The sequence below is a fragment of the Streptomyces sp. NPDC096176 genome (assembly GCF_044763255.1).
Taxonomy (GTDB): domain Bacteria; phylum Actinomycetota; class Actinomycetes; order Streptomycetales; family Streptomycetaceae; genus Streptomyces.
In genome coordinates this window covers 136,844-162,972 of sequence record NZ_JBIWFV010000002.1, presented here as the reverse complement: position 1 = coordinate 162,972, position 26,129 = coordinate 136,844, and the positions used below count along the sequence as shown (strand labels likewise).

General features: G+C 69.6%; 20 protein-coding genes and 2 pseudogenes. 12 read left to right on the top strand and 10 right to left on the bottom strand.

Translation table 11 applies throughout. The features are described 5' to 3' along the window. Nucleotides 1-407 precede the first annotated feature (407 nt). Nucleotides 408-1,487 carry a histidinol-phosphate transaminase gene (hisC, locus tag ACIQ7Q_RS05895; RefSeq protein ID WP_403856702.1) on the top strand — a complete coding sequence of 360 codons (1,080 nt, stop codon included), beginning with the start codon at nucleotides 408-410 and terminating at the stop codon, nucleotides 1,485-1,487. A gap of 75 nt (nucleotides 1,488-1,562) precedes the next feature. On the opposite strand, the gene ACIQ7Q_RS05890 is transcribed toward hisC, so the two are convergent. Further along, entirely contained in the window at nucleotides 1,563-1,940 is a 378-nt protein-coding gene (locus ACIQ7Q_RS05890) for a cyclophilin-like fold protein (protein ID WP_403856700.1), read from the bottom strand. A 198-nt stretch (nucleotides 1,941-2,138) separates the two neighbouring features. On the opposite strand from ACIQ7Q_RS05890, the gene ACIQ7Q_RS05885 reads away from it, so the two are divergent. The 5 genes and pseudogenes from ACIQ7Q_RS05885 to ACIQ7Q_RS05865 all read left to right on the top strand — a co-directional run bounded on the left by ACIQ7Q_RS05885 (nucleotide 2,139) and on the right by ACIQ7Q_RS05865 (nucleotide 9,914). Then, entirely contained in the window at nucleotides 2,139-3,647 is a 1,509-nt protein-coding gene (locus ACIQ7Q_RS05885; RefSeq protein WP_403856698.1) for a cytochrome ubiquinol oxidase subunit I, read from the top strand. 23 nt (nucleotides 3,648-3,670) lie between these two features. Further along, complete coding sequence (cydB, locus tag ACIQ7Q_RS05880; RefSeq protein ID WP_403856696.1) at nucleotides 3,671-4,672, top strand: cytochrome d ubiquinol oxidase subunit II; 1,002 nt, start codon at nucleotides 3,671-3,673, stop codon at nucleotides 4,670-4,672. A 15-nt stretch (nucleotides 4,673-4,687) separates the two neighbouring features. After that, nucleotides 4,688-8,296 carry a thiol reductant ABC exporter subunit CydD gene (gene cydD / locus ACIQ7Q_RS05875; RefSeq protein WP_403856694.1) on the top strand — a complete coding sequence of 1,203 codons (3,609 nt, stop codon included), beginning with the start codon at nucleotides 4,688-4,690 and terminating at the stop codon, nucleotides 8,294-8,296. A 15-nt stretch (nucleotides 8,297-8,311) separates the two neighbouring features. Continuing rightward, a pseudogene (locus tag ACIQ7Q_RS05870) lies at nucleotides 8,312-8,675 on the top strand (histidine kinase); the annotation flags it as partial. A 195-nt stretch (nucleotides 8,676-8,870) separates the two neighbouring features. Beyond that, nucleotides 8,871-9,914 (top strand): peptidoglycan DD-metalloendopeptidase family protein, encoded by a 1,044-nt coding sequence (locus ACIQ7Q_RS05865; protein ID WP_403856692.1) that lies wholly within the window; start codon nucleotides 8,871-8,873, stop codon nucleotides 9,912-9,914. A 63-nt stretch (nucleotides 9,915-9,977) separates the two neighbouring features. Here the strand turns inward: ACIQ7Q_RS05865 and ACIQ7Q_RS05860 are convergent, their stop codons facing one another. Further along, entirely contained in the window at nucleotides 9,978-10,847 is an 870-nt protein-coding gene (locus tag ACIQ7Q_RS05860; RefSeq protein ID WP_403856690.1) for a Cof-type HAD-IIB family hydrolase, read from the bottom strand. A gap of 96 nt (nucleotides 10,848-10,943) precedes the next feature. Between ACIQ7Q_RS05860 and ACIQ7Q_RS05855 the strand changes: the two genes are divergently transcribed. Then, on the top strand, nucleotides 10,944-11,843 hold the full coding sequence (locus ACIQ7Q_RS05855; protein ID WP_403856688.1) for an LLM class flavin-dependent oxidoreductase: 900 nt from the start codon (nucleotides 10,944-10,946) through the stop codon (nucleotides 11,841-11,843). Between the two features lie 84 nt (nucleotides 11,844-11,927). Here ACIQ7Q_RS05855 and ACIQ7Q_RS05850 read toward each other — a convergent pair whose 3' ends face one another. The 4 genes and pseudogenes from ACIQ7Q_RS05850 to ACIQ7Q_RS05835 form a co-directional block, all read right to left on the bottom strand. Then, nucleotides 11,928-12,503 carry an RNA 2'-phosphotransferase gene (locus ACIQ7Q_RS05850; RefSeq protein ID WP_403856686.1) on the bottom strand — a complete coding sequence of 192 codons (576 nt, stop codon included), beginning with the start codon at nucleotides 12,501-12,503 and terminating at the stop codon, nucleotides 11,928-11,930. 127 nt (nucleotides 12,504-12,630) lie between these two features. After that, entirely contained in the window at nucleotides 12,631-13,572 is a 942-nt protein-coding gene (locus ACIQ7Q_RS05845) for a MerR family transcriptional regulator (protein ID WP_403856684.1), read from the bottom strand. 33 nt (nucleotides 13,573-13,605) lie between these two features. Beyond that, nucleotides 13,606-15,387, bottom strand: a complete 1,782-nt coding sequence (locus tag ACIQ7Q_RS05840) for an SDR family oxidoreductase (RefSeq protein WP_403857976.1) — start codon at nucleotides 15,385-15,387, stop codon at nucleotides 13,606-13,608. A gap of 2 nt (nucleotides 15,388-15,389) precedes the next feature. Then, nucleotides 15,390-16,237: pseudogene (locus tag ACIQ7Q_RS05835) on the bottom strand (M24 family metallopeptidase). Between the two features lie 214 nt (nucleotides 16,238-16,451). Here ACIQ7Q_RS05835 and ACIQ7Q_RS05830 point away from each other — a divergent pair. From ACIQ7Q_RS05830 to ACIQ7Q_RS05810, 5 genes are all read left to right on the top strand, one after another. After that, the gene (locus ACIQ7Q_RS05830) at nucleotides 16,452-17,414 is read left to right on the top strand and encodes an ABC transporter ATP-binding protein (RefSeq protein ID WP_403857974.1); all 963 of its coding nucleotides are present in this window, start codon (nucleotides 16,452-16,454) and stop codon (nucleotides 17,412-17,414) included. Beyond that, nucleotides 17,411-18,319, top strand: a complete 909-nt coding sequence (locus ACIQ7Q_RS05825) for an ABC transporter permease (RefSeq protein WP_403856682.1) — start codon at nucleotides 17,411-17,413, stop codon at nucleotides 18,317-18,319. The genes ACIQ7Q_RS05830 and ACIQ7Q_RS05825 overlap by 4 nt, the downstream gene beginning before the upstream one ends. Then, nucleotides 18,316-19,227 carry an ABC transporter ATP-binding protein gene (locus ACIQ7Q_RS05820; RefSeq protein WP_403856680.1) on the top strand — a complete coding sequence of 304 codons (912 nt, stop codon included), beginning with the start codon at nucleotides 18,316-18,318 and terminating at the stop codon, nucleotides 19,225-19,227. Before ACIQ7Q_RS05825 ends, ACIQ7Q_RS05820 begins: the two co-directional genes overlap by 4 nt. A 17-nt stretch (nucleotides 19,228-19,244) precedes the next feature. Beyond that, complete coding sequence (locus tag ACIQ7Q_RS05815) at nucleotides 19,245-19,964, top strand: ABC transporter permease subunit (protein WP_403856678.1); 720 nt, start codon at nucleotides 19,245-19,247, stop codon at nucleotides 19,962-19,964. 288 nt (nucleotides 19,965-20,252) lie between these two features. Then, on the top strand, nucleotides 20,253-20,942 hold the full coding sequence (locus ACIQ7Q_RS05810; RefSeq protein WP_403856676.1) for a hypothetical protein: 690 nt from the start codon (nucleotides 20,253-20,255) through the stop codon (nucleotides 20,940-20,942). 289 nt (nucleotides 20,943-21,231) lie between these two features. Here ACIQ7Q_RS05810 and ACIQ7Q_RS05805 read toward each other — a convergent pair whose 3' ends face one another. From ACIQ7Q_RS05805 to efeB, 4 genes are all read right to left on the bottom strand, one after another. Next, nucleotides 21,232-22,044, bottom strand: coding sequence for an HAD family hydrolase (locus ACIQ7Q_RS05805; RefSeq protein WP_403856674.1), 813 nt, complete (start codon nucleotides 22,042-22,044; stop codon nucleotides 21,232-21,234). After that, complete coding sequence (gene serS / locus ACIQ7Q_RS05800; RefSeq protein ID WP_403856672.1) at nucleotides 22,041-23,318, bottom strand: serine--tRNA ligase; 1,278 nt, start codon at nucleotides 23,316-23,318, stop codon at nucleotides 22,041-22,043. The genes ACIQ7Q_RS05805 and serS overlap by 4 nt, the downstream gene beginning before the upstream one ends. 566 nt (nucleotides 23,319-23,884) lie before the next feature. Then, nucleotides 23,885-24,820, bottom strand: coding sequence for a prephenate dehydratase (pheA, locus tag ACIQ7Q_RS05795; protein ID WP_356630007.1), 936 nt, complete (start codon nucleotides 24,818-24,820; stop codon nucleotides 23,885-23,887). 32 nt (nucleotides 24,821-24,852) lie between these two features. Next, nucleotides 24,853-26,127, bottom strand: coding sequence for an iron uptake transporter deferrochelatase/peroxidase subunit (efeB, locus tag ACIQ7Q_RS05790; protein ID WP_403856670.1), 1,275 nt, complete (start codon nucleotides 26,125-26,127; stop codon nucleotides 24,853-24,855). Nucleotides 26,128-26,129 lie beyond the last annotated feature (2 nt).

Here is a 26,129-nt window from a genome sequence, read left to right as displayed (position 1 = left end):
GGCGAGCCGATAGTAGGGCTCGCGCGGGTGGTAGGGCCGGTCGCATATGCCCACGTCGGCAGGCACGTTTCTGCATGATCATTATGGCCTAACACCCTTGGAAGCAAAGCCAGTTGGATGCCATGGCTGGGCGGTGACGGGTGCGGTGCCTTCGAGGCCTGGCGAACGGCCCATGTCTCGAAGAGGTCTCAACTCATCACTACGGGCGATGCGCGCCACGGCGTGCGCCACTGGCGCGCGCCGAGCAGGGCGCGCTCCCCCCACGATCGCACCCTTCGGAAGCCTTCCCCGAGACTGCCGCAGGTGTTCATTGCGCCCGGCCATTCGCAGCGGCGGCGAATCCTCATAAGGTGAGCAGTATTGGTTGAGCGGTACCGATCTGCACGGACGGTCGAGGAGGACCTGCGGTGAGCGAGACGAGCCCCAAGCTGCGCGCCGAGCTGGACGGCATCCCCACGTACAAGCCGGGCAAGCCGGCGGCGGCGGGCGGCCCGGTGGCCTACAAGCTGTCCTCCAACGAGAACCCGTATCCGCCGCTGCCGGGCGTGATGGAGAGCGCGATGGCGGCGGCGCAGAACTTCAACCGGTACCCCGACATGGCCTGCACCGGTCTGATGAACGAGCTCGCGGACCGGTTCGGGGTGCCGGTGACGCACCTGGCGACGGGCACCGGCTCGGTGGGCGTCGCGCAGTCGCTGCTCCAGTCGACCTCCGGTCCCGGCGACGAAGTGATCTACGCCTGGCGCTCCTTCGAGGCGTACCCGATCATCACGCGGATCAGCGGGGCGACCCCTGTGCAGGTGCCGCTGACCGAGGGGGAGGTGCACGACCTCGACGCGATGGCCGACGCGATCACCGACCGGACGCGGTTGATCTTCGTCTGCAACCCCAACAACCCGACCGGCACGGTGGTCCGCCGTGCGGAGCTGGATCGTTTCCTCGACCGGGTGCCCTCCGATGTACTGGTGGTGCTGGACGAGGCGTACCGGGAGTTCATCCGCGACGCCGAGGTTCCCGACGGCCTCGAGATCTACCGCGACCGCCCCAACGTCGCGGTGCTGCGTACCTTTTCCAAGGCGTACGGCCTGGCCGGCCTGCGGGTCGGCTTCGCCGTGGCTCATGAGCCGGTGGCGGCGGCGCTGCGGAAGACGGCAGTGCCCTTCGGCGTCACCCAGCTCGCGCAGGACGCGGCGGTGGCTTCGCTTCGTGCCGAGGACGAGCTGCTCGGAAGGGTCGGATCGCTGGTCTGCGAGCGCACCCGGGTGTACGAGGGCCTGGTCGAGCAGGGCTGGACGGTGCCCGAGACCCAGGCGAACTTCGTCTGGCTGCGCCTCGGGGAGCGCACGCTGGACTTCGCCGCGGCCTGCGAGAAGGCGGGCGTCGTTGTCAGGCCGTTCGCGGGCGAGGGTGTGCGCGTCACCATCGGCGAGTCCGAGGCGATGGACGTGTTCCTGCACACGGCGGAGACGTTCCGCAAGGGTCTGTAGAGGTCCGCTCGGGGCTGTCAAAGCGAAGAGGAGCCGGCTTTGTCGGCCCTCGGCCAGTGGTGTCCGGCGCCGGCCTCAGTCCTGGGTCACGCACTCCACCCGGACCGGGTCGCCGGCCCTGACCCGTGCCAACTGGCGGGGGTCGCCGTCGATTCTGCCCAGCACATTGCAGGGACTGGCGAGGCGGCATTCCTCACCGAGGGAGATCGGGGTCGGCCCGTAGGGGAGGGCGAGGGCGTCGCCGTCGGTCCAGAAGGCGACGGTGCCGGGCTCCACCACCTGGAGCGCGTCCGACTCCTGAGGGACGGAGACGGGCGTCTGGAAGTAGACCTCCTCGCCCCAGGTCTGCGCCGTCGCGGAGAACGGCAGAACCCCCATGAGCGCCTTACTCGTGGGGGTTTCGTCGATCGTGGCGGTCAGGTGTCCGCTCGGCCAGGAGATCCGTATCTGCATGGATCAAATTCAACAATATGTTGAAGTTCTTGGGAAGGCCCCTCAAGAGTGACCCCCGATAGAAGGTGCGGATTTCGTGTGAGTCATAATGCTTGTGAATGTGAACGCGTTCACAAGCGGACCTGTTTTCTCCCGTCTTCGGATGGAACGGGAGGGGTCGGCTGCCGCTGTGACCACGGCGACGTAAGGAGAGACGACGTGGACCTGGCTCTGGCGCCCGAGACCTTGGCGCGATGGCAGTTCGGCATCACCACCGTCTACCACTTCCTGTTCGTCCCCCTCACGATCTCGCTCGCCGCGCTCACCGCCGGCCTGCAGACCGCCTGGGTGCGTACGGGCAACGAGAAGTACCTCAGGGCCACCAAGTTCTGGGGCAAGCTCTTCCTGATCAACATCGCCATGGGTGTGGTCACGGGCATCGTCCAGGAGTTCCAGTTCGGCATGAACTGGTCCGACTACTCGCGCTTCGTCGGCGACGTCTTCGGTGCTCCGCTCGCCTTCGAGGCGCTGATCGCCTTCTTCTTCGAGTCCACGTTCATCGGGCTGTGGATCTTCGGCTGGGACAAGCTGCCGCAGAAGATCCACCTGGCCTGCATCTGGATGGTCTCCATCGGCACCATCCTCTCCGCGTACTTCATCCTGGCGGCCAACTCCTGGATGCAGCACCCGGTCGGCTACCGGATCAACGAGGAACGAGGGCGGGCCGAGCTCACCGACTTCTGGCTGGTCCTGACCCAGAACACCGCGCTCACCCAGTTCTTCCACACCATGACGGCGGCCTTCCTGGTCGGCGGAGCGTTCATGGCCGGCATCTCGGCCTTCCACCTGGCACGCAGGAAGCACATTCGCGTGATGCGGACCTCCCTGCGGGTGGGACTGGTCACCGTCGCCGCCGCCGGGCTGCTGACAGCCGTCAGCGGAGACCTCCTCGGCAAGGTGATGTACGAGCAGCAGCCCATGAAGATGGCCGCCGCCGAAGCGCTGTGGGACGGGGAGGCGCCGGCGCCTTTCTCCGTCTTCGCCTACGGAGACGTGGACAAGGGGCACAACAAGGTCGCCGTGGAGATCCCCGGCCTGCTGTCCTTCCTGGCGCACAGCGACTTCGACTCGTACGTCCCCGGCATCAACGACGTCAACGAGGAACTCCAGGAGAAGTACGGTCCCGGCGACTACCGCCCCAACATCCCCGTTGCCTACTGGGGCTTCCGCTGGATGATCGGCTTCGGGATGGCCTCTCTCACCATCGGAATGATCGGACTCTGGCTGACCCGGAGGAAGTTCCTGCTGCCTCCCGCCCTGCGGACCGGCGAGGACGAGGTTCCGCATCTGGTGCTCTTCAGGAACAAGGCACTCAGCCCCCGACTGGGCAAGTGGTACTGGCTGATCGCCCTGTGGACCATGGCCTTCCCCCTGATCGCCAACTCCTGGGGCTGGATCTTCACCGAGATGGGCAGGCAGCCGTGGGTCGTCTACGGCGTGCTGCGCACCCGCGACGCGGTCTCCCCCGGGGTCTCCCAGGGCGAGGTGCTCACCTCGATGGCCGTCTTCACCACGCTGTACGCGGTGCTCGCGGTGATCGAGGTCAGGTTGCTCGTGAAGTACGTCAAGGCCGGGCCGCCCGAGCTCACGGAAGCCGACCTCGCCCCGCCCACCAAGATCGGCGGCGACGACAGCAACGCCGACCGGCCGATGGCCTTCTCCTACTGAGGCCGCAGAGGAGCTGCTGAGGCATGGAACTCCACAACGTCTGGTTCGTACTCATCGCCGTTCTGTGGATCGGCTACTTCTTCCTGGAGGGCTTCGACTTCGGGGTAGGCGTCCTCACCAAACTGCTGGCGCGGGACCGCGCCGAACGGCGCGTGCTGATCAACACCATCGGGCCTGTCTGGGACGGCAACGAGGTGTGGCTGCTCACCGCGGGCGGGGCGACGTTCGCGGCCTTCCCCGACTGGTACGCCACGATGTTCTCCGGGTTCTACCTCCCGCTGCTGTTCATCCTGGTCTGCCTGATCGTGCGCGGCGTCGCGTTCGAGTACCGGCACAAGCGGGAGGAGGAGCGCTGGCAGACCAACTGGGAGCATGCGATCTTCTGGACCTCGCTGCTGCCCGCCTTCCTGTGGGGCGTGGCCTTCGGCAACATCGTGCGGGGGGTGAAGATCGACGAGAACAAGGAGTACGTCGGTACGTTCTTCGATCTCCTCAACCCGTACGCGCTGCTCGGCGGACTGGTCACGCTCGCTCTCTTCACGTTCCACGGCGCCGTGTTCGCCGCGCTGAAGACGGTCGGCGACATCAGGACCCGGGCCAGGGCGCTCGCATGGAAGTTGGGGCTGCTCACCTCTGTGCCGGTGCTCGGGTTCCTGCTGTGGACCCAGGCGGCACGCGGGGACGGCAAGAGCCTGGTGGCGCTGGTCGTCGCGGTGGCGGCGCTGGCCGGCGCAGTCGGTGCCATCAAGGCGGGTCGTGAGGGCTGGTCGTTCGCCCTGTCCGGGGTCACCATCGCCACCTCTGTGGCCATGCTGTTCCTCGCGCTCTTCCCCGACGTCATGCCGTCCTCGCTGGACTCCGCTTGGAGCCTCACGGTCACCAACGCCTCGTCGAGCCCGTACACCCTGAAGATCATGACCTGGCTGGCGGCCATCGCCACGCCGCTGGTGATGCTCTATCAGGGCTGGACGTACTGGGTGTTCCGCAAGCGGATAGGCACCCAGCACATTGCCGACGCCCACTAGCGGGGGATGTTTCACGTGAAACCGATCGACCCGCGTCTGCTCCGGTATGCCCGGGCCACCCGGATATTCCTGGCCGCGGTAGTGGTGCTCGGGCTCGCCGGAGCGGCACTGGTCATCGCGCAGGCGATGCTCATCGCCGAGGTGGTCGTCGGGGCCTTTCAGCACGGACTGTCCGTCTCCGGCCTGTCCACACCGCTGGCGTTGTTGGCGGCGGTGGCGGTCGGGCGGGCGGCTGTCTCCTGGCTCACCGAGCTCGCCGCACATCGGGCGAGCGCCGCCGTGAAGTCGGAGCTACGGCGACGGCTGCTGGAGCGGGCGGCCGAACTGGGACCGAGCCGGCTGAGCGGGCGACGCACCGGAACGCTGGTCGCGCTCGCCACCCGGGGCGTGGACGCGCTGGACGAGTACTTCTCGCGGTATCTGCCGCAGCTCGGACTCGCGGTTGTGGTGCCGGTCGCGGTGCTCGCGCGGATCGTCACGGAGGACTGGATCTCGGCCGCGGTCATCGTGCTGACCCTGCCGCTGATTCCGGTCTTCATGGTGCTCATCGGGTGGGCCACACAGTCACGCATGGACCGGCAATGGAGTCTGCTGTCCCGGCTCTCCGGCCACTTCCTCGACATCGTCGCGGGCCTGCCCACGCTGAAGGTCTTCGGACGGGCGAAGGCACAGGCGGATTCGATTCGAGCCATCACCTCCCAGTACCGGCAGGCGACGCTGCGCACGCTGCGGATCGCGTTCCTGTCATCGTTCGCGCTGGAGCTGCTGTCGACTCTGTCGGTGGCTCTGGTGGCCGTCGGCATCGGCATGCGGTTGGTCCACGGTGATCTGGATCTGTACACCGGGCTGGTGATTCTGATCCTCGCGCCGGAGGCGTATCTGCCGCTCCGGCAGGTGGGGGCGCAGTTCCACGCCGCGGCGGAGGGACTCTCCGCGGCCCAGGAGATCTTCGAGGTCCTCGAGACGGCTCCGCGGGAGTCCGGCGAGCGTCCGGTGCCCGACACTTTCCGGCTGGAGCTGGACGCGGTGACCGTTCGGCACAAGGGCCGGGACGAGGCGTCGCTGGACTCGGTCTCACTGGTGGTTGAGCCCGGCGAGACGGTCGCGCTCGTCGGGGAGAGCGGCGTCGGGAAGTCCACGCTGCTGGACGTCCTGCTCGGCTTCGTGGAGCCGGCCGAGGGGAGCGTACGGGTCGGCGGAACCGACCTGGCCGAGCTGGATGTCCACCGCTGGCGGGAGCGGATCGCCTGGGTGCCGCAGGCTCCGTATCTTTTCGCCGGGACGATCGCGGAGAATGTACGGCTCGCCCGCCCGGACGCGGACGACGCGGCGGTACGGGAAGCGCTGCGGGCGGCAGGGGCGTACGACTTCGTCGCCGCTCTCCGCCGAGGGATGGACACGCCGATCGGCGAGGACGGCTCGGGGCTCTCGGCCGGCCAGCGGCAACGACTTGCCCTGGCCAGGGCGTTCCTCGCCGACCGGCCGCTGTTGCTGTTGGACGAGCCGACAGCCGCGCTGGACGGAGCGACCGAGGCGGACATCGTCGAAGCGGTGGGCCGACTGGCTCAGGGCCGGACGGTGCTGCTGCTGGTCCACCGGCCCGCCCTGCTGGCCGTGGCGGACCGCGTCGTCACTCTCACCCGCCCGGCCGCGACAACGGACAGCAGGCGGGCCGAAGCACGTGTGACGGACCGGGCGGCGCGGACGAACCCCGGCGCAGAGGCGGTACAGGAGACGGGTGTTGAGCCGGCGGCTCCCCGAAACGCTCTGGTCCGCAGCAGACGGTCGCCGCTGGTGCGGGTGCGCGCTGGTGCAGACCACCTCCGGGGCCGGCTCGGCCTGGCCCTTCTGCTGGGCAGCGTCGCCCTCGGCTCCGCCGTGGGGCTCATGGCGGTCTCCGGATGGCTGATCTCCCGGGCGTCGGAGCAGCCGCCGGTACTCCATCTGATGGTGGCCGTGACGGCCACCCGGGCGTTCGGCATCGGGCGGGCCGTCTTCCGGTACGCGGAACGTCTGGTGTCCCATGACGCCGTGTTGCGGACGCTCGCCGAAATGCGCGTCGCCGTGTACGGCCGGCTCGAACGCATCGCGCCCGCCGGCCTGGGCCGTACCCGCCGCGGCGATCTGCTCTCCCGGCTCGTCGCCGATGTGGACGCCCTCCAGGACTACTGGCTGCGCTGGATGCTGCCGGCGGGAACGGCCGTGGTCGTGGGCGCGGCGTCCGTCGGATTCACGGCGTGGCTGTTGCCGGAGGCAGGGATGGTCCTGGCGGTGGGACTGCTCGTGGCGGGTGTCGGCGTACCGCTGGCCGGCGGGGCCATCGCCCGGCGCGCGGAGCAGCAACTCGCACCGGCCCGAGGTGTCCTCACGACCAGGATCGTCGAACTGCTCGGAGGGACGGCGGAACTGGCCGTCGCCGGTGCCCTCCCGCGGCGGCTGCAGTCGACGCGCGAGGCGGACCGGAAGCTGACGCGCATCGCCGCGCGGCAGTCCGCCGCCACGGCGCTCGGTGGCGGACTCTCCGCTCTCGTCTGCGGTCTGACGGTGGTTTGTGCCGCGCTGGTCGGTGTGCTGGCCGTGCGAGCGGGCCGTCTCGACGGTGTCGCTCTGGCGGTCGTCGTGCTCACGCCGCTCGCCGCCTTCGAAGCGGTCGCCGCGCTGCCGCTCGCCGTGCAGTACCGGCGGCGCGTCGAGCGCAGCGCCGAGCGGGTGTACGAGGTGCTCGACGCCCCTGTGCTCGTCCGGGAGCCGGAGCGGCCGGCTGCTCCCCCCGAGACGGCTTTCCCGCTGGAGCTGCGCGGGGTCGGCGCCCGCTACCCGGAACAGGAACGGGACGCACTGAGCGGCTTCGACCTGACGCTGACGCCGGGGAAGCGGGTCGCGGTCGTGGGGGTCTCGGGTTCGGGCAAGACGACGCTCGCGCAGGTGATGCTCCGGTTCCTGGACTGCGACCAGGGGCGGTACACCATCGGGGGCGTGCCCGCGGCGACGATGGACGGTGACGCGGTGCGGCGGTTCGTCGGGCTGTGTGCCCAGGACGCCCATCTCTTCGACAGCTCCGTTCGGGAGAATCTGCGGATCGCCCGCCCGGACGCGACGTGGGAGGAGTTGCGTCGGGCTCTCGACGATGCCCGGCTCCTGGAGTGGGTCGACGGTCTCCCCGACGGTCTCGACACGCTCGTCGGTGAGCACGGTGCCCAGCTGTCGGGAGGCCAGCGCCGGAGGCTGGCCCTGGCGCGGGCACTGCTCGCCGGGTTCCCGGTCCTGGTGCTGGACGAGCCCGCCGAGCATCTCGACCTGGCGACGGCCGACGCGCTCACCGCCGATCTGCTGGCGGCGACCGAGAGCCGGGCGGCCGCGGCGAGGGCTGCCGGGCGAGGCACCGCCACGGACGCGGAGTGCGAGGCAGCGGAACCCGCGCCCGCCACCGTGCTGATCACACATCGGCTGCGCGGTCTGGAGGCGGTCGACGAGATCGTGGTCGTGGACGCGGGACGGGTCGTGCAGCGGGGTGCGTACGAAGACCTCGCCGTGGTGGAGGGGCCGCTGCGGGCCATGCTGCAGCGGGAGCGGGCCGCGGACGAGCTCGACACCCGACTTCCTATGCCAAATGGGACTACTTAGTCTCGGGTCACGAACGTGTCCGAATCGGAGGGCCCGCTCGACGCCGCAGCCCGGGAGACGGGCGGCCTCCCGACCTCGTCCGCTGACACCGTTGGGGAGGCGGGCGGCGTCCGGGGCTCGTCCGCTGACGTCGCCGCTCGGGTGCCGCAACTTCTGGAATGCATGCGGACCGTCGGCACCGGACTCGAGTTGCACGCCACGCTCGACCGGATCTGCCGGACAGCCGCAGAGCCGGCGGACGCACGCTGTGCCGCGATCGGCGTCGTCGACGCCGAGGGGGAAGGCTTGTCCGACTTCGTGACGTCGGGTGTGAGCGAGGAAGTGGTCCGGCGTATCGGGCGCCCTCCCGACGGGCGGCGGGTCCTGCTCGGCGCGCCCGCGGGGGGTTCCGGACCGGCCCTGCCGGACGCGCCCGACCCGCCTTCCGGACCGGCCCTGCCCGACGCGTCTTCCGGTCGGGAGTCGTAGCGCCCGCCGCGCTTGTCCCCCGAGTTGCGGCGGTAACTCGGCCAGGTGGCCCTACGACACCGCACCGGTCCCCGAGATCCCGCCGATCCCGGGCGACGATCCCTGGATGTGCTTGAGACACCGCGACCGGCTGCTGATCATCCCGGTGGTGCTGTGCGCGCTTCTCGTTGCGCCGGTGCCCTCCGCCGTGGCGAACGACGCTCCCGCGCCACCTACCGGCATCGCTGTGACACGGCTCTACGAGGACGTGGCCAAGGCCACGGAGCAGTACGAGCGGGGCAAGCGTGCGGCCGATCGGCAGCGTGCCGTCGCCGACCGTCTCCAGGAGAGGCTGGCGCAGGAGCGGCAACGCCGCGGCACGATTCACGACGCCGTCGGAGCTGCCGCGCGCGAGCAGTACCGGACCGGCGGCTCCCTCGCCTTCGTCGGCCGCCTCCTGCTCGTCGACGACCCCGACGCCCTGTTGCGCGGCTTCCGTATCGCCGCGCAGGCCGAACAGGCGGTGAGCCGGTTGCTGGACCGGGCGCGGAAGGCCGAGCGGGAACTCGGCGCGGCGGAGGAGAAGGCCACCGCCGCCTGGCACGACCTCGCCGTACGCCACGCGCGGCTGGCGGCCGTCAAGCGGGGTATCGAGTCCAAGCTCGAGGCCGCGCAGTGGGAGCTGCAGGCGCAGGCGGACCGCAGCGCGGCGGCGGGCAAGTGCGCCGGTGCCGTGCGGCCCGAAAAGCCGGCACCGCCGGCGGGCCCGGAATGGGTGGCGCCGGTGGAGCACTACGCACTGTCCGCGGGCTTCGACAGCGTGGGCGCGCTCTGGGCGCATCGGCACACGGGCCAGGACTTCGCCCTCGGTATCGGCGCTCTGGTGCGGTCGGTCGGGGCCGGGCGGGTCGTCAGCGTCTCCTGCGGCGGCGGTTTCGGCATGCAGGTCGTCGTGGCGCACTCGGACGGTTACTACACCCAGTACGCGCACCTGGCGTCCGTCGCCGTCGACCAGGGCGAGCAGGTGCGCACCGGCCAGTGGATCGGCCAGGCGGGCACGACGGGCAACTCGACGGGGCCGCACCTGCATTTCGAGGCGCGGCTCACGCCCTATATCGGGTCGGGGGTGGATCCGGTGGTCTGGCTGCGCGAACGCGGCGTGGTTCTGTGAGCCCGGCGGCACTGTCCTCGTTGTCGGCGACCGTCCGCCCGGACGCGTCCCCCGTCGTGCCGGTCAGACCTGACGCTCTTCCATCTGGCGGGCGAGGATCTGCTCGATGACCACGGCGACGCCGTCCTCGTTGTTGGCGACCGTCCGCCCGGACGCGGCCGCGATCACATCCGGGTGCGCGTTGCCCATGGCGTAGGAGGTCCCCGCCCAGGTCAGCATCTCCACGTCGTTGGGCATGTCGCCGAACGCCACGACCTCGTCGGCGGAGATCCCGCGCTGCGCGCAGCAGAGCGCGAGGGTGCTCGCCTTGCTCACGCCCAGGCCGCTGACCTCCAGCAGCGCCGTCGGACTCGAGCGGGTGAACGACGCCAGCTCGCCCGCCGCGACACGGGCCAGGGTGAGGAAGCTGTCGGGCACCAGATCCGGGTGGTGGGCGAGCAGCTTGATCACGGGGGCGCCTTCGCCCGGCTGTTCCTCGTGGAGCAGCTTCTCCGCGGCGGCCACGGTGGCGCCCGGGTCGAGGTGGAAGGGCGGATAGTCCGGCTCGTAATGGATGCCGGTGGTCAGCTCGACCGCGAACGAGGTGCCGGGCGCGGCGGTGCGCAGCGTCCGTACGACGTCCATGGCGGTCGTCCTGGGCAGATCGCGGACCTCCAGAAGCTTTCCGCCGGAGTGCAGATCGACCACCGCCGCGCCGTTCGCGCAGATCGCGAGGCCGTGGCCGTGGACGTGGTCGCTGACGACATCCATCCAGCGGGCCGGCCTGCCGGTGACGAAGAAGACCTCTATCCCGGCCTCCTCCGCGGCTGCGAGTGCGGCGATCGTCCGGTCGGAGACCGACTTGTCGTCCCGCAGCAGCGTTCCGTCGAGGTCGGTGGCGATCAGCCGGGGCGTGGTGAGGGGCAGGCGGTGGGGATCGGTAGCTGAGGTCACAGATCCATTCTCCCGTACCGAGTGCACGGGCGTGCGAGAGGGCGCACATTTGAGTGGCCGGTATCGCGGACCGCTCGGGCACGTACGCTCTAAGGCATGCGTCTGAGCACCGTAATTCTCCCTGTCCGTCCCTGGCAGCGCGGCGGCCGCGACGAGTGGCTGCGCGCCGAACAGCTCGGTTTCCACGCCGCGTACACGTACGACCACTTGTCGTGGCGAACGTTCCGCGACGGCCCCTGGTTCGGCGCGGTGCCGACGTTGACGGCCGCCGCCGCGGCGACCGAGCGACTGCGCCTCGGCACGCTCGTCACCTCCCCCAACTTCCGGCACCCGGTGACCTTGGCCAAGGAGCTCATCTCCCTGGACGACATCTCGGGCGGGCGGATCACGCTGGGCATCGGCGCGGGCGGTGTGGGTTTCGACGCCACGGCGCTCGGCCAGGAGTCCTGGACACCGCGGGAACGCGCCGACCGGTTCGCCGAGTTCGTGCCGCTGCTCGACCGGCTGCTCACCGAGGACTCCGTGACGCAGGAAGGCGCCTTCTACTCGGCGGTGGAGGCGCGCAACATCCCCGGGTGCGTGCAGCGGCCGCGACTGCCGTTCGCGGTCGCCGCGACCGGCCCGCGCGGGCTGAAGCTCGCGGCACGGTACGGGCAGGCCTGGGTGACCACCGGCGACCCGAGGCTTTTCGAGTCGGGCACCCCAGAAGAGTCCCGTGATGCCATCCGCGGGCAGATCGACAAACTCGCCAAGGCGTGCGCCGACGTCGGCAGGAGCGTGGGTGAGCTCGACAAGATCCTGCTCACCGGATTCACGCCGGACCGCGGCCGGCCGCTCGAGTCGCTGGACGCGTTCGTCGACTTCGCGGGCAGGCACTTCGAACTCGGCTTCACCGAGATCGCGATCCACGCACCCATCCCCGACTCCGACTTCGCGGCCGACCAGGCCGTCTTCGAGCAGATCGCGACCGAGGGCCTGGCCCAGCTCGGCGGCTGAGGACCGCCCGTGGCGCGCGGCCCCGGCGGACGGGCCTCAGCCGCCCGCCCCGTGGCGCCCGTGCGCGGCGGTCCGGTCGCCGGTTTACCGGTCCCCGGGGAAGCGGATGAACTCCGGGGGCACGAAGTCGGTGAGCCAGACGCCATTGGCGCTCACCCGGAAGCCATGGCCCGCCCGGTGGAGCGCGCCCGCGTGCACGGGGAGGACGACGGGCCTGCCGCGGCGCGCACCGACGCGCGTCGCGGTCTCCCGGTCGGGCGACAGGTGCACGTCGTGACGGTTCATGGGCCGCAGCCCTTCGGCGCGAATCGCGTCCAGGCTGCGGGCGACGGTCCCGTGGTACAGGTACTCGGGTGGCTCCGCCGCAGGCAGGTCGAGGTCGACTTCGACGGTGTGGCCCTGGTTGGCGCGGATGCGGTCGCCGTCGATCGTGAAGCGCTGTTTGTCGTTGACTGCGACGACGTGGTCGAGTTCGGCCCGGGTGATCCGGAAGCCGTGTTCGGCCGCAGCCCGCATCAGCTCGTCGATTCGCACCCAGCCGTTCGCGTCGAGGGTGACGCCGATGCGGTCGGGTTGGTGGCGCAGATGCTTCGAGAGGTACTTCGACACCTTGACGGTGCGCCTCTCGTCGGGTGCCGCGTCGGCGGGTCCTGCGTTCATGGGGCCAGCGTGCACGGTCGGATGTCGGCGACGCCACTCAAAAAATTTCAGCTTGAAGGTTTGATCCACAGACAACTTGGCTTATCCACAGGGGAATTGGTGATTCTGTGGACAACGCTGTTACCATTTACCCCCTTTGGGTAATATGTGTGTTGTTGCGATGTGTTGCTGCCAGGTCGTCCAACGTCCTGGCCTGCAGCTCTCTTTCGGTAGCCGCGTGGACAAAGGCATCGACGTGGCCCACGCCAACCAGACGGCGTACAGCACGCATTGTCTCTGCCGACAGGGTGACCGTTGTGCGCCCCTCCTCCGCGGGAGGCGGCCCGTCGGCCACGAGGTGCTGCTGCAGGTGCAGGGTGGCGAACATCTGCATGGCGCGGGCCAGTTCGGCGTCGAGCGTCTGCCGAGCGAGGGGGCGAAGCCGCCGGACGAGAGCCGCCGCCTCCGCCGCGTCGGCGTCGGTCGGCGGCCCGTGCTCGAGAAAGCGGGCGAAGACATGCTCGGTGGTGAACTCCAGGAACCGGGAGGCGATGTGCTCCACCTGCTCCCGTACCTCCCTCAGATGCCCTGCAATTGCCGACAGCGGTACGCCCGCCGCGTGCAACTCGGCCGCCACCGACAGCTCTTGGGGGCTCGGAACCAGGAACTCGTCCTCACGCCCGGGAATCGGCTCCAGCACGCCGAGCTCCACCGCTTCGGCGAAGGCGTCCTCGTCGGGCGCGCCGCCGAATCTGCGCTCCAGTTCCTTCCGGGAGATCCTGGCGACCTCCTCGTCGGTCCACGGCCCCTGCACCTCGGCCACGAGTCCGAGCACACCGCCCAGGCCACGGCCCGTGTCCCAGGCCTCCAGCAACTCCTTGATGGAGGCGAGGGTGTAGCCCCGCTCGAGGAGATCAGCGATCTGGCGCAGACGGGTGAGGTGCGCGGAGCCGTACACGTTGGAACGGCCTCGCCGCTCGGGCTTGGGAAGCAGCCCCCGGTCCTGGTAGGCCCGGATCGTGCGGACCGTGGCGCCGCTGTGGTGCGCCAGGTCCTCGATCCGGTACTCGGCTGTTGACTGCTCGGACACATCCGCTCCCTCCACGACGGCCGGCTGGACTGCTCACAGCCGCGGCTCGAGCCTGGCCAATGCGCGCAGCGCCCCGGGCACGAACCGTGACATGAAGTGCGCGCCCCGGGCTTCGGGGGTGACCGGCACGACCGCCTGGTTGCGCACCACCGCCCGCAGGATCGCGTCGGCGACCTTCTCCGGAGGGTAGTTGCGCAGACCGTACAGGCGGGCCGCCTTCTTCTGCCGCCGCTTCTCCTCCATCTCGTCCACTCCGGCGAAGCGGGCGGTGGAGGTGATGCCGGTGTTGACGATGCCGGGGCAGATCGCGGTGACGCCGATGTCGCGGCCGGCCAGTTCGGCCCGCAGGCATTCGCTGAGCATCAGAACCGCCGCCTTGGACGTGCTGTAAGCGGGCAGGGTTTTGGAGGGCAGATAGGCGGCGGCCGAGGCGGTGTTGACGATGTGGCCGCCTTGGCCGCGCTCTGCCATCTGTCCACCGAAGATCCGGCAGCCGTGGATCACGCCCCACAGATTGACGTCAAGGACCTTCTTCCAGTCGTCTGAGCAGGTGTCCAGGAAGGGGCCCGACAGCCCGATCCCGGCGTTGTTGACCAGCACATCGACGATGCCGTACTCGGCGGCGACCTTCTCGGCCAGTTTCTCCATGGCCTGTTCGTCGCTGACGTCGGCCGCTTCACCCCAGGCGGCCTGGGCACCGATGAGCCCGCACATCTCCGCCGTCCTGGCGGCGCCCTCCGCGTTCCGGTCCACGGCCACGATGCGCGCCCCGGCCTCCGCGAACGCGTACGCCGTGGCCCGTCCGATACCGCTCGCCGCACCCGTCACCAGGACGAGTTGTCCGCCGAACCGTTCCGCGTACGCCCCGGTGGCCGGCTTCGTCGTCGGCCCCGGCCCCGCCGGCCTGCTCGGTCCACCCTCGTGCGCGTCGATGAACTCGGCGATCCACGAGGAGAGTTGATCAGGCCGAGTCCGTGGCACCCAGTGCTTGGCGGCCACGGACCGGCGGGTCAGCCGGGGCACCCATTCGCCCAGATCGTCGTAGAGCCGCTCGGACAAGAACGCGTCACCGGTCGGCGTGATCAGCTGGACGGGCACGTGGGCGTGGGCGTCGGTGCGTGGGCGGCGCAGCCGGGTCCGGACGTTGTCCCGGTAGAGCCATGCGCCGTGGGCGGCGTCCTGAGGCAGCGACGCCGTCGGATACTCACCCGCGGGCACCTTCTCGACGCGCTGCAGTATCTTCGGCCAGCGCTTGCCGAGCGGGCCTCGCCAGGCCAGCTCGGGCAGCACCGGTGTGTGCAGCATGTACACGTACCAGGACTTCGCGCCCTGACCGAGGAGTTGTCCGACCCTGCGCGGGGTGGGGCGGCTCAGCCGCCGCTTGATCCAGTGTCCGAAGTGATCCAGCGAGGGGCCCGACATGGAGGTGAAGGAGGCGATGCGGCCCTCTGTCCGCGCGACCGTGGCGAACTCCCAGGCCTGCACGGACCCCCAGTCGTGGCCGACGAGGTGCACGGGCCGGTCCGGACTCACCGCGTCGGCGACCGCCAGGAAGTCGTCCGTCAGTTTCTCCAGGGTGAAGCCGCCGCGCAGCGGGGTCGGGGCCGTGGAGCGGCCGTGTCCCCGGACGTCGTACAGCACGACATGGAAGCGGTCCGCCAGCCGGTACGCGACCTCGGACCAGACCTCCTTGCTGTCCGGATACCCGTGGACCAGCATCACGGTCGGCTGTGCCTCGTCGCCCAGTTCACAGACGCACAGCTCGATTCCTCCCGTACGGACCCGGCGCTCGCGCGCCCCCGACAGTGCTCCCACGCTCACCGGTTCCTCTCCTGTGCCCACCGCCGCACATGCGGCAGATCGTCGTCCAGCCAGAAAGCGCTCTGCTCGGGGTCCTTGGAGTCGGTGACGACCAGGATCTCCTCGAACTTCGCGCCCGTACCCCGGAAGCCGAGGTGCGGTTCGACCGCCCACAGCCCCGGCCGGGGCGGATGGTCGGAGAACGTGTAGGGGCTCCACAGCGGGAACATCCGTCGCGGTGTCCGTGCAGGGCGTCTCGCGCCAGGCCCTTCAGTGCCTGGGTGCCGAACCCGAAGAGACTCGGAGACCGGCGGCAATCCCGCACTCGGCCGATTTTGTGGGCGATCACGCCGAACGGGTAGGCGCGGTGCCTGTTGGCGTACCCCTGGCGGACCATCAACCGGTCCACGCTTCCGTAGATCTCGCGCAGCGGCCGTCGTTCGCGCACTTCGCGCAGGATCAGCTCACGGTGTGCCTCGAGATCGGCGAGCAGCTTGTCGTGGAGGGGACTCGGGCCGAGGCAGCCCGAGTAGCCGATGTCCGCGGTGCAGCCGCCCAGGACCGGCGCCATGTCGAGGATGAACGGCATTCCCGCCTCCAGGACACGGTCGGTCGGGAAGAACTGCAGAGGTGTCCGGAAGTCCGTGAACGCCGTGCGGTCCCCGAACCAGGCGAAGGGCAGGTGGAACCAGTCGCGCACCCCGCGCTCGCGCAGCCACTCCCGCTGCATCCGCGCCGCCTCGCGCTCGGTCACACCGGGCTTCAGCTGGGCCGCGACGGCTTCCGCGCACTCGTACGCCAGGCGCTGGACGTCTCGGAAACCGCGGAGCTCCGCGGTCCGTTCGGCTGTCACTGCTGAGGCCATGCCACCGTCCGTTTCCTGCGCTGTACGAGCCGTAACGTGACACTGATGAATGTGACAATGGACGGCGGCTGCGTCAAGGGGTGTGCACAACCCCGGTTCGTCGTGGACTTCGCTCGCCTTGCCCCTACGGGCCTGTACCTCTTGAGTCGGAGACGGATAGAGCCGCGAGGCTGACGTCAGGTGTGCCGAGCGCCACTACCTTCGAACTGTGACTGTGATCGCGACCGAAAGCCTGAGCAAGCGGTTCCCCCGGGTGACCGCGCTTGACCGGCTCTCCTTGGACATCGGCCCCGGTGTGACCGGACTGGTGGGCGCCAACGGAGCCGGCAAGTCCACGTTGATCAAGATCCTGCTGGGTCTGTCCCCCGCCACGGAGGGACGGGCCGCCGTGCTCGGACTGGACGTCGCCACGAGCGGCGCCGAGATCCGAGAGCGCGTCGGCTACATGCCCGAGCACGACTGCCTGCCGCCCGACGTCTCGGCCACCGAGTTCGTCGTCCACATGGCGCGCATGTCCGGCCTCCCGCCGACGGCAGCGCGGGAACGCACCGCGGACACCCTGCGCCACGTCGGTCTCTACGAGGAGCGCTACCGCCCCATCGGCGGCTACTCGACCGGCATGAAACAGCGCGTCAAACTCGCCCAGGCACTGGTCCACGACCCGCAGCTGGTCCTCCTCGACGAGCCGACCAACGGTCTCGACCCCGTCGGCCGTGACGAGATGCTCGGCCTGATCCGCCGCGTCCACACCGACTTCGGCATCTCGGTCCTGGTCACGTCGCACCTGCTCGGCGAGCTCGAGCGCACCTGCGACCACGTCGTCGTCATCGACGGCGGCACGCTGCTGCGCTCCAGTTCCACCAAGGACTTCACGCAGATCACCACCACGCTCGCCGTCGAGGTCACCGACTCCGACACCCACCCCGATGGTACGGCCGCGCTCCGGAAGGCCCTCGCCGCCGCCGGGCTCCAGCTGCACGAGCGCACGGAGGACGGCCTGCCGGGAGCCGGCCACATCCTGCTGCTCGAGGCGACCGGCGAGGAGACGTACGACATCGTGCGCGACACGGTCGCCGATCTCGGTCTCGGGCTCGTCCGGATGGAACAGCGACGCCATCACATCGCGGAGGTCTTCCGCCCGGAGGCCGCGCAGGCCATGGAGGTGCAGAGCCGATGAGCACCCACACGCACGGCGGCCAGACCCCCGAGACGACGCGGATCCACAACATCGGATACCGCAACTACGACGGCCCCCGCCTCGGTCGCGCCTACGCGCGCCGTTCGCTCTACTCGCAGTCGCTGCGCGGGGCCTTCGGACTCGGCCGATCCGCCAAGTCCAAGGTACTGCCGATGATTCTGCTCGGGATCATGTGCCTGGTCGCCGCCATCATGGTGGCGGTCGCGATCTCGGTACCGACGATGTCGGACCTGCCGGTCGAGTACACGCGCTTCGCGATCATCATGCAGGCGCTCATCGCCCTGTTCCTCGCCGCACAGGCGCCGCAGTCGGTCTCACGGGACCTGCGCTTCAAATCGGTACCGCTGTACTTCTCGCGCCCGATCGAACGCGTCGACTACGTCCTCGCCAAGTTCGCGGCCATGGCGTCCGCCGTCTTCGTGCTCACCGCGACACCGCTGGTGATCCTGTATCTGGGCGCGCTGCTGGCCAAGTTCGACTTCGCCGACCAGACGAAGGGCTTTGCGCAGGGCATGGTGTCCGTGGCTCTCCTGTCCGTCCTCTTCGGCGGGATCGGGCTGGTGCTCGCCGCGTTCACGCCGCGCCGCGGATTCGGCGTCGCCGCTGTGATCGCGACGCTCACCATCACCTACGGCGCGGTCTCCACCGTCCAGGCCATTGCCTGGGAGACCGGGTCGGCCGGGGTCATCAAGTGGCTCGGTCTGTTCTCGCCGGTCACGCTCATCGACGGGGTGCAGACCGCCTTCCTTGGCGCTGAATCCGCGTTCCCCGGCGGCGAGGGCCCCGGGGCCGGGGCGGGCGTGGTCTACCTGCTCGTCGTCCTCGCGCTTGTCGCCGGCTCGTACGGCGTCCTCATGCGCCGCTACCGAAAGGTCGGGCTGTGACCACCATCAGCATTGACAACACCTCGCGGTGGTTCGGCAACGTCGTGGCCGTCAACGACGTGACCATGACCATCGGTCCGGGCGTCACCGGGCTCCTCGGCCCGAACGGTGCCGGGAAGTCCACCCTCATCAACATGATGGGCGGCTTCCTCGCCCCCTCCAACGGCACCGTCACCATCGACGGGGCCCCGATCTGGCGCAACGAGTCGGTGTACCGGCAGATCGGCATCGTCCCCGAGCGCGAGGCGATGTACGACTTCCTCACAGGACGCGAGTTCGTCGTCGCCAACGCCGAACTGCACGGCCTGGGCGCCAAAGAGGCCCAGAAGGCGCTGGCCACGGTCGAGATGGAGTACGCGCAGGACCGCAAGATCTCGACGTACAGCAAGGGCATGCGCCAGCGCGTGAAGATGGCGTCCGCGCTCGTTCACGAGCCGTCCGTGCTGCTGCTCGACGAGCCGTTCAACGGGATGGACCCGCGCCAGCGCATGCAGCTGATGGACCTGCTGCGGCGCATGGGCGCGGAGGGCCGCACGGTCCTGTTCTCCTCGCACATCCTGGAGGAGGTCGAGCAACTCGCCTCCCACATCGAGGTGATCGTCGCCGGCCGCCACGCGGCGAGCGGGGACTTCCGCCGCATCCGCCGACTGATGACGGACCGGCCGCACCGCTACCTCGTACGGTCCAGCGACGACCGGGCGCTCGCCGCGGCCCTCATCGCGGACCCGTCGACGGCGGGCATCGAGGTCGACCTGGCAGAGGGCGCGCTGCGCATCCAAGCCGTCGACTTCGGCCGCTTCACCGAGCTGCTCCCCAAGGTCGCCCGCGAGCAGTCCATCCGGCTGCTCACGGTCTCGCCCTCCGACGAGTCCCTCGAGTCGGTCTTCTCCTACCTCGTAGCGGCCTGAAAGGAGCTGTGACGTCCATGTACGACCCCACAGTCGCCCGGCTCACCTATCGGGCCGTTCTCGGCAGGCGCCGGGCCGCGATCCTGTTCGTGCTGCCGGGACTGCTGCTGCTGATCGCCGCAGCCGTGCGGGCCTTCAACGGCGCGGACGACCAGGTCGCCGCCGATGTGCTCGGCGGATTCGCCCTCGCCACGATGGTGCCGCTGATCGGAGTCATCGCGGGCACCGGCTCGATCGGCCCCGAGATCGACGACGGCTCGATCGTCTACCTGCTCGCCAAGCCGGTGAAGCGGCCGACGATCATCTTCACCAAGCTGATCGTCGCGATCGCCGTGACGATGGCCTTCTCCGCGGTGCCCACGTTCATCGCCGGCTTCATCCTGAACGGCAACGGCCAGCAGGTCGCCATCGCCTACACGGTGGCGGCGCTCGTCGCGTCCGTCGCGTACAGCGCCCTCTTCCTCCTCCTCGGCACGGTCAGCCGGCACGCCGTGGTCATCGGACTCGTCTACGCCCTGGTGTGGGAGACGCTGTTCGGCAGCCTGGTGGCCGGCGCCCGCACGCTCAGTGTCCAGCAGTGGTCGCTGTCGCTCGCGGAGAAGATCGGCGGCGAGGGGCTGATCGGCTCCGACGTGGGCCTGCCGGCGGCGATCGCCCTGCTGGCGGGCGTCACGGTGGTGGCCACCTGGTACGCCGGCCAGAAGCTGCGGGTCCTCAAGCTCGCCGGCGAGGAGTGAGACGGCCGGGAATGAGACGGCGATCGTGACGGCTTTCGCCTCGGCCCCTGCCCCTGTGGGCGGGGGCCGAGGCGTATCGCGTAACTGTACGTTTATCGGCTCGTTGTTCAGTGTGCGTGGAGGCAACTGGAGTTCGTGACGTCGAGGGTTCGTGAAGTCGGGGATTGCCGGTGCCGGCGGTGAGCACACCGTCCGGGCCGGTCATTGAGTGGATTGCACCGTGAGCCGACCTCCGCCCCTGGGCCCGGGGAGGGCCGTCCATGACGGATCACGAACGGAAGGCAACCCATGCCATCGGAAATCGCCCTGCTCGAGTCGCGCGCGATGCGCGTCGAGCACGTGGGGCGGGTAGAGGCCCTCGACAAGGTGAAGGCGCTTCGCCTGCTCCCTGACAGCATCCACGTGTCCACAGAGGGGGTCGCGCGGTACTTCGAAGTATCCACAGAAGTCATCAAGAAGGTGACGCAACGCCATCGGGATGAGCTCACCGAGAACGGAATGCGGGTGGCGAAGGGCTCTGACCTCGGCAAATATCAGAGGGACAGCTTGTCCCTCTCATCCGAGAGCGAGGGAAGTTATCCACAGCGCCGCTCCAGCCTCACCCTCTTCACGCGCAGGGCAGTACTCAACGTCGCCATGCTCCTGCGCGACAGCGACATCGCCCGCCGGGTGCGCACGTACCTCCTCGATGCCGAAGAAGGCCGGCGCGAGGGCTACGCGTCCCTCGACCGGCGCGTCACGAAACTCGAGCAGTGCCTCGCCGGTGTCGGGACTGCACTGCAGGAACTCGGGCCGGTGCTGGAGCGGATGTCCCAGCGCCTCGACAGCCTCGACCAACGGCTCGATGCCACGAACCGGGTCGTCGCGGCGATGAGCAACCGGCTGTGCGAGCTGTCCGACGGCATGGTCCGGATGGACGCCAGGATGGACGACTTCGCCCGGCAGCTGCGGGATCTGCGGCGGCGCAGGAGGCGCTGAACGAGCGTTGCTCAGGCCTCGCTGAGGCGCTGATTAATCGGTGGCGCCGGACTGGCCGGCCCGGCACAGTTGCAGAGCCGGTACAGCACACCAGTGCGACCGGCGCCACCGACCGGGAGAGGAGCACGGCGATGACCAGGAGTTCGAGTCCCGGTCCGTCGCGCTCCCGCCGAGGCGGCACCTGGCAGGCCGCGGAGTAGTCATCGCACTCCGCACGGCCGCCGGGCGGCCGCCCAGGGGGCGGCCGCTTCGAGCGCGCATCCGCGCGGGCCGCCCCCTCCCGGACGCTTCAGCCCGTCAGCAGGTGTTCCAGTACCACGGCGATGCCGTCGTGCTCGTTCGACGCGGTGATCTCGTGGGCCACGGCCTTGAGTTCGTCGTGCGCGTTGGCCATCGCCACACCGTGCGCGGCCCAGCCGAACATCGGGATGTCGTTCGGCATGTCACCGAAGGCGATCGTGTCCGACGCACGCAGCCCGAGCCGCCGTGCGGCCAGTGACAGGCCGGTGGCCTTGCTGAGCCCCAGCGGCAGGATCTCCACGACGCCCGCGCCCGCCATGACCACGTCCACCAGGCTGCCGACCGTCGCCCTGGCGGCCGTCGCCAGCTCGTCGTCGCCGAGCGTCGGATGCTGGATGTAGACCTTGTTCAGCGGGGCGGTCCACAGGTCGGTCGGGTCCTGCATCGGCACGTACGGCAGGGGACCTTCCTGTACCCGGTAACCCGAGCCGACCAGCACGTCGCCCTCGAGTCCGTCACGGCTCGCCGCCAGCAGCAGCGGTCCGACCTCCGCCTCGATCTTGGACAGCGCCAGGCCGGCCAGCTGCCGGTCGAGCGTCACGGAGGTCAGCAGCCGGTGCTCGCCCGCGTGGTAGACCTGCGCCCCCTGCCCGCACACGGCCAGACCGTCGTATCCCAGGTCGTCCAGGATGTGCCGGGTCCACGGCACGGCCCGCCCGGTGACGATGATGTGCGCGGCGCCCGCCGCGGTGACCGCGGCGAGCGCGTCACGCGTGCGCCCGGAGACCGTGTCGTCGTTCCGCAGCAGTGTGCCGTCGAGGTCGGTGGCGACGAGCTTGTACGGGAAGGGGGCGGGGCTCACTTGGAGATCGGCTCCAGCAGTTCGCGTCCCCCGAGGTACGGGCGCAGCACTTCCGGCACCCGTACGGAGCCGTCGGCGAGCTGGTGGTTCTCGAGGATCGCCACGATGGTGCGCGGCACGGCGCACAGGGTGCCGTTCAGCGTCGCCAGCGGCTGCACCTTCTTGCCGTCCCGCATGCGCACCGCGAGCCGGCGGGCCTGGAAGCCGTCGCAGTTGGACGCCGACGTCAGCTCGCGGTACTTGCCCTGGGTCGGGATCCAGGCCTCGCAGTCGTACTTGCGCGAGGCGGAGGCCCCCAGGTCGCCGGTGGCCACGTCGATCACCTGGAACGGCAGCTCCAGGGCGGTGAGCCACTGCTTCTCCCAGTCGAGGAGACGCTTGTGTTCGGCCTCGGCGTCCTCCGGGGCGATGTACGAGAACATCTCGACCTTGTCGAACTGGTGGACCCGGAAGATGCCGCGGGTGTCCTTGCCGTACGTACCGGCCTCGCGGCGGAAGCAGGGCGAGAAGCCCGCGTACCGCAGCGGCAGCTTGTCGGCGTCGATGATCTCGTCCATGTGGTACGCGGCCAGCGGGACCTCGGACGTGCCGACCAGGTAGTAGTCGTCCTTCTCCAGGTGGTACACGTTCTCTGAGGCCTGGCCCAGGAAGCCGGTGCCCTCCATGGCGCGGGGACGGACCAGCGCCGGGGTCAGCATCGGGATGAAGCCGGCCTCCGTGGCCTGCGCGATGGCGGCGTTGACCAGGGCGAGCTCAAGAAGCGCGCCGACACCGGTGAGGTAGTAGAAGCGCGAGCCGGACACCTTGGCGCCGCGCTCGACGTCGATGGCGCCGAGCGCCTCGCCGAGCTCGAGGTGGTCCTTGGGCGTGAAGCCCTCGGCGCCGAAGTCGCGGATCGTGCCGTGCGTCTCGAGGACGACGAAGTCCTCCTCGCCGCCGACCGGGACGTCCTCGTGGACGATGTTGCCGAGCTGCAGCAGCAGCCGGCGGGTCTCCTCGTCGGCGTCGTTCTGCTCGGCCTCCGCCGCCTTGACGTCCGCCTTCAGCTGCTCGGCCTTCTTGAGCAGCTGAGCGCGCTCGTCGGGCGTGGCCTTGGGGATGAGCTTGCCGAGCGACTTCTGCTCGGATCGCAGCTCGTCGAAGCGGAGGCCCGAGGACCTTCGCCGCTCGTCGGCGGAGAGCAGGGCGTCGACAAGGCCGACGTCCTCTCCACGGGCGCGCTGGGAGGCGCGAACACGGTCGGGGTCCTCACGGAGCAGGCGAAGGTCAATCACCCCACCAGGCTACCGGTGCGCACTCGCCCCACCCCACCGCATATCGGCACGCGTGTCCCTTTGTCCTTTTTGCGAGACTTGCCGGAATTCATAAAGGGGCGGCAAACCCCATCCATGGGTGTCAATAATCGCGGCGCCTTTCGTCGGAAGGGGCAGCGGGGGCGCTCTTCGATTGACCATGATCCTTTGTGTCGCCCGAGTCTCGGCGGGGGTTTGTCCACAGGGGCGCCTGGATCGGAACCGTTATCCACAGGCTGTGTGGTGGATCTGTGGATTGCGGAAGTGATCATTCCGAGAGCCGTCCGCGCGCCGAAGGATTCCCATCCCAAACCGGCGTCACACACTCATTCGGGTGGGAATTCCTCGCCCCAAAGAGTTGATCAATGGAATTTGGGTGACAGGTCCGACCTGTCGTTCTGTGGACGAAAGAAGGCGGGCGAGCCGATTTGTCGACCTCGTGGCGTTCTGTTGTCGACTTGTCCCCAGGTCGAGATGCGTGCCTGTGGACAAGATCTGTGGATAACGAAAATCTGCAGGTAGGACCGGTGGCCGGGCGGCCCGTCGGCTCAGGCCCGGCCGTCCTGGCAGCGCGCCAGCCAGTCCGACGCCGCCGTGAACTCCGTGTCCGACGTGCCGGCCCGCAGAGGTCGTACGTCCGCCGCCGTCACTCCGGCACGCGGATACGAACCGAGGAAGCGCACCTTGGGGCAGATCCGCTTCAGCCCCATCAGGGCTTCGCCCACCCGCCGGTCCGCGATATGGCCTTCGGCGTCGACGGCGAAGCAGTAGTTGCCGATACCGGCGCCCGTCGGCCGCGACTGGATCAGCATCAGGTTGACCCCGCGCACGGCGAACTCCTGCAGCAACTCCAGCAGCGCACCGGGGTGGTCGTCGCCCAGCCAGATGACCACGGAGGTCTTGTCCGCCCCGGTCGGTGCCGACGGCCTGGCCGGCCGTCCCACCAGGACGAAGCGCGTCTCCGCGTTCTCCGCGTCGTGGATCTCGGTGACCAGGGGCACCAGCCCATAGGTGGCGGCCGCGAACTCGCCCGCGAAGGCGGCGTCGTAGCGGCCCTCCTGCACCAGCCGCGCGCCGTCGGCGTTGGAGGCGGCGGACTCCCACAGGGCGTCCGGCAGGTTCTTGCGCAGCCAGTTCCGCACCTGCGGCTGCGCGACCGGATGCCCGGTCACGGTCTTCACCTCGGAGAGCGTCGTCCCCGGGCGCACCAGCAGGGCGAAGGCGATGGGGAGCAGCACCTCGCGGTAGATCATCAGCGGCTCGCCGGACGCCAGCTCGTCGAGGGTGGCGGTGACGCCGCCCTCCACCGAGTTCTCGATTGGTACGAGGGCGGCCGCGGCCTCACCGGCACGTACGGCGTCGAGCGCCGCCGGCACGGAGAGCATCGGGACCAGCTCCCGGGTGGCGGCTTCGGGGAGAGTGCGCAGGGCGGCTTCGGTGAAGGTGCCCTCGGGACCGAGATAGGTGAAGCGCGTGGCCGACATACCGTCACCCTAATGGGCCGCGGAACCGCGCATCACGACTCCAGCAGCCGCTGTCCCACGTACTCGCCCTTCTTCGGCGCGCCAGGGACCGCGAACAGTCCGCTCGCCTCGTGACGGATGAACGCGGACAGGGCGTCGCCCCGGTCGAGTTTGCGCTGCACCGGCACGAAACCGCGCAGCGGGTCGGCCTGCCAGCAGATGAAGAGCAGCCCCGCGTCGGGGGTTCCGTCCGCGGCGATCCCGTCGTGGAAGGAGAACGGCCGGCGCAGCATGGCCGCGCCGCCGTTCTGTTCCGGCGCGGAGATGCGGGCGTGGGCGTTGTCGGGGATGACGAGCTTTCCGTCGGGGCCGGCTTTGTCCAGGTCGAGCTCGGTCGTCTCGGTGCCGCCGGTCAGTGGGGCGCCGTCGGACTTGCGCCGCCCGATGACACGTTCCTGTTTCGTCAGGGAGAGTTTCTCCCAGTCGTCGAGCAGCATCCGGATACGGCGCACGACGGCGTAGGAGCCGCCCTGGAGCCAGGGGTGGTCGGTTCCGGACGGCACGAAGAGCCGCTTCTCGAAGTCCGGCTCCGAGGGCTTCGGGTTGCCGGTGCCGTCGACCTGGCCCATCAGGTTGCGCGCGGTCATGGGCTGCGTGGTCGCACCGGGCGAGCGGTTGAAGCCGTTCATCTGCCAGCGGACCCGGGCGGCTTCCCCCGCCGCCTTCTGGATCGCTCGCAGGGCGTGGAAGGCGACCAGCGCGTCGTTCGCGCCGATCTGCACCCACAGATCACCGTCACTGCGCCGCGCGTCCAGCTGATCGGCGGAGAAGGCGGGCAGCGGATCGAGGCCCGGAGGCCGCTGTGCCACCAGGGACGTGCGGTCGAAGAAGGAACGCCCGAACCCGAAGGTGACGGTCAACGACGACGGCCCCGCGTCCAGCGCGACGCCCGTGTCGCCGTCGCCCGCCGACCTGCCCGCCATGAGTTCGCCCGCCAGCACCGACCAGCGACGCATGAGGGCCGCCGCCTCCTTGCGTCCCACGCCGGGGGTGAGGTCGAAGGCGACGAGATGGCCGTGCGCCTGCTGCGGTTCCGTGATGCCGGCCTGGTGCGGACGGTCGTGGAAGGCGATGCCGGTGGATCCGACCGTGGCCAGGGCAGTGGGGCTCTCGTTCGCTGCCCCGTAAGCGACAGCGCCTCCCGCCGCCCCGAGCACCAGCCCGGTCGCGCCGACGGCGCCGGCGGTGCCCAGAAGGCGCCGCCTGGAGATGTCGCCGCCGCTCGCCGGGGTGCCGTCGGCGGATGTCGCAGGTGTCACGGGTGTCACGG

Excerpts from the sequence above, each read along its gene's own strand:
- ACIQ7Q_RS05815 (WP_403856678.1), top strand. The coding sequence starts at position 19,245 with ATGTACGACCCCACAGTCGCCCGGCTCACCTATCGGGCCGTTCTCGGC.
- cydB (WP_403856696.1), top strand. The coding sequence starts at position 3,671 with ATGGAACTCCACAACGTCTGGTTCGTACTCATCGCCGTTCTGTGGATC.
- ACIQ7Q_RS05855 (WP_403856688.1), top strand. The coding sequence starts at position 10,944 with ATGCGTCTGAGCACCGTAATTCTCCCTGTCCGTCCCTGGCAGCGCGGC.
- ACIQ7Q_RS05890 (WP_403856700.1), bottom strand. The coding sequence starts at position 1,940 with ATGCAGATACGGATCTCCTGGCCGAGCGGACACCTGACCGCCACGATC.
- ACIQ7Q_RS05850 (WP_403856686.1), bottom strand. The coding sequence starts at position 12,503 with ATGAACGCAGGACCCGCCGACGCGGCACCCGACGAGAGGCGCACCGTC.
- pheA (WP_356630007.1), bottom strand. The coding sequence starts at position 24,820 with ATGTCGGCCACGCGCTTCACCTATCTCGGTCCCGAGGGCACCTTCACC.
- ACIQ7Q_RS05865 (WP_403856692.1), top strand. The coding sequence starts at position 8,871 with ATGTGCTTGAGACACCGCGACCGGCTGCTGATCATCCCGGTGGTGCTG.
- ACIQ7Q_RS05825 (WP_403856682.1), top strand. The coding sequence starts at position 17,411 with ATGAGCACCCACACGCACGGCGGCCAGACCCCCGAGACGACGCGGATC.
- ACIQ7Q_RS05810 (WP_403856676.1), top strand. The coding sequence starts at position 20,253 with ATGCCATCGGAAATCGCCCTGCTCGAGTCGCGCGCGATGCGCGTCGAG.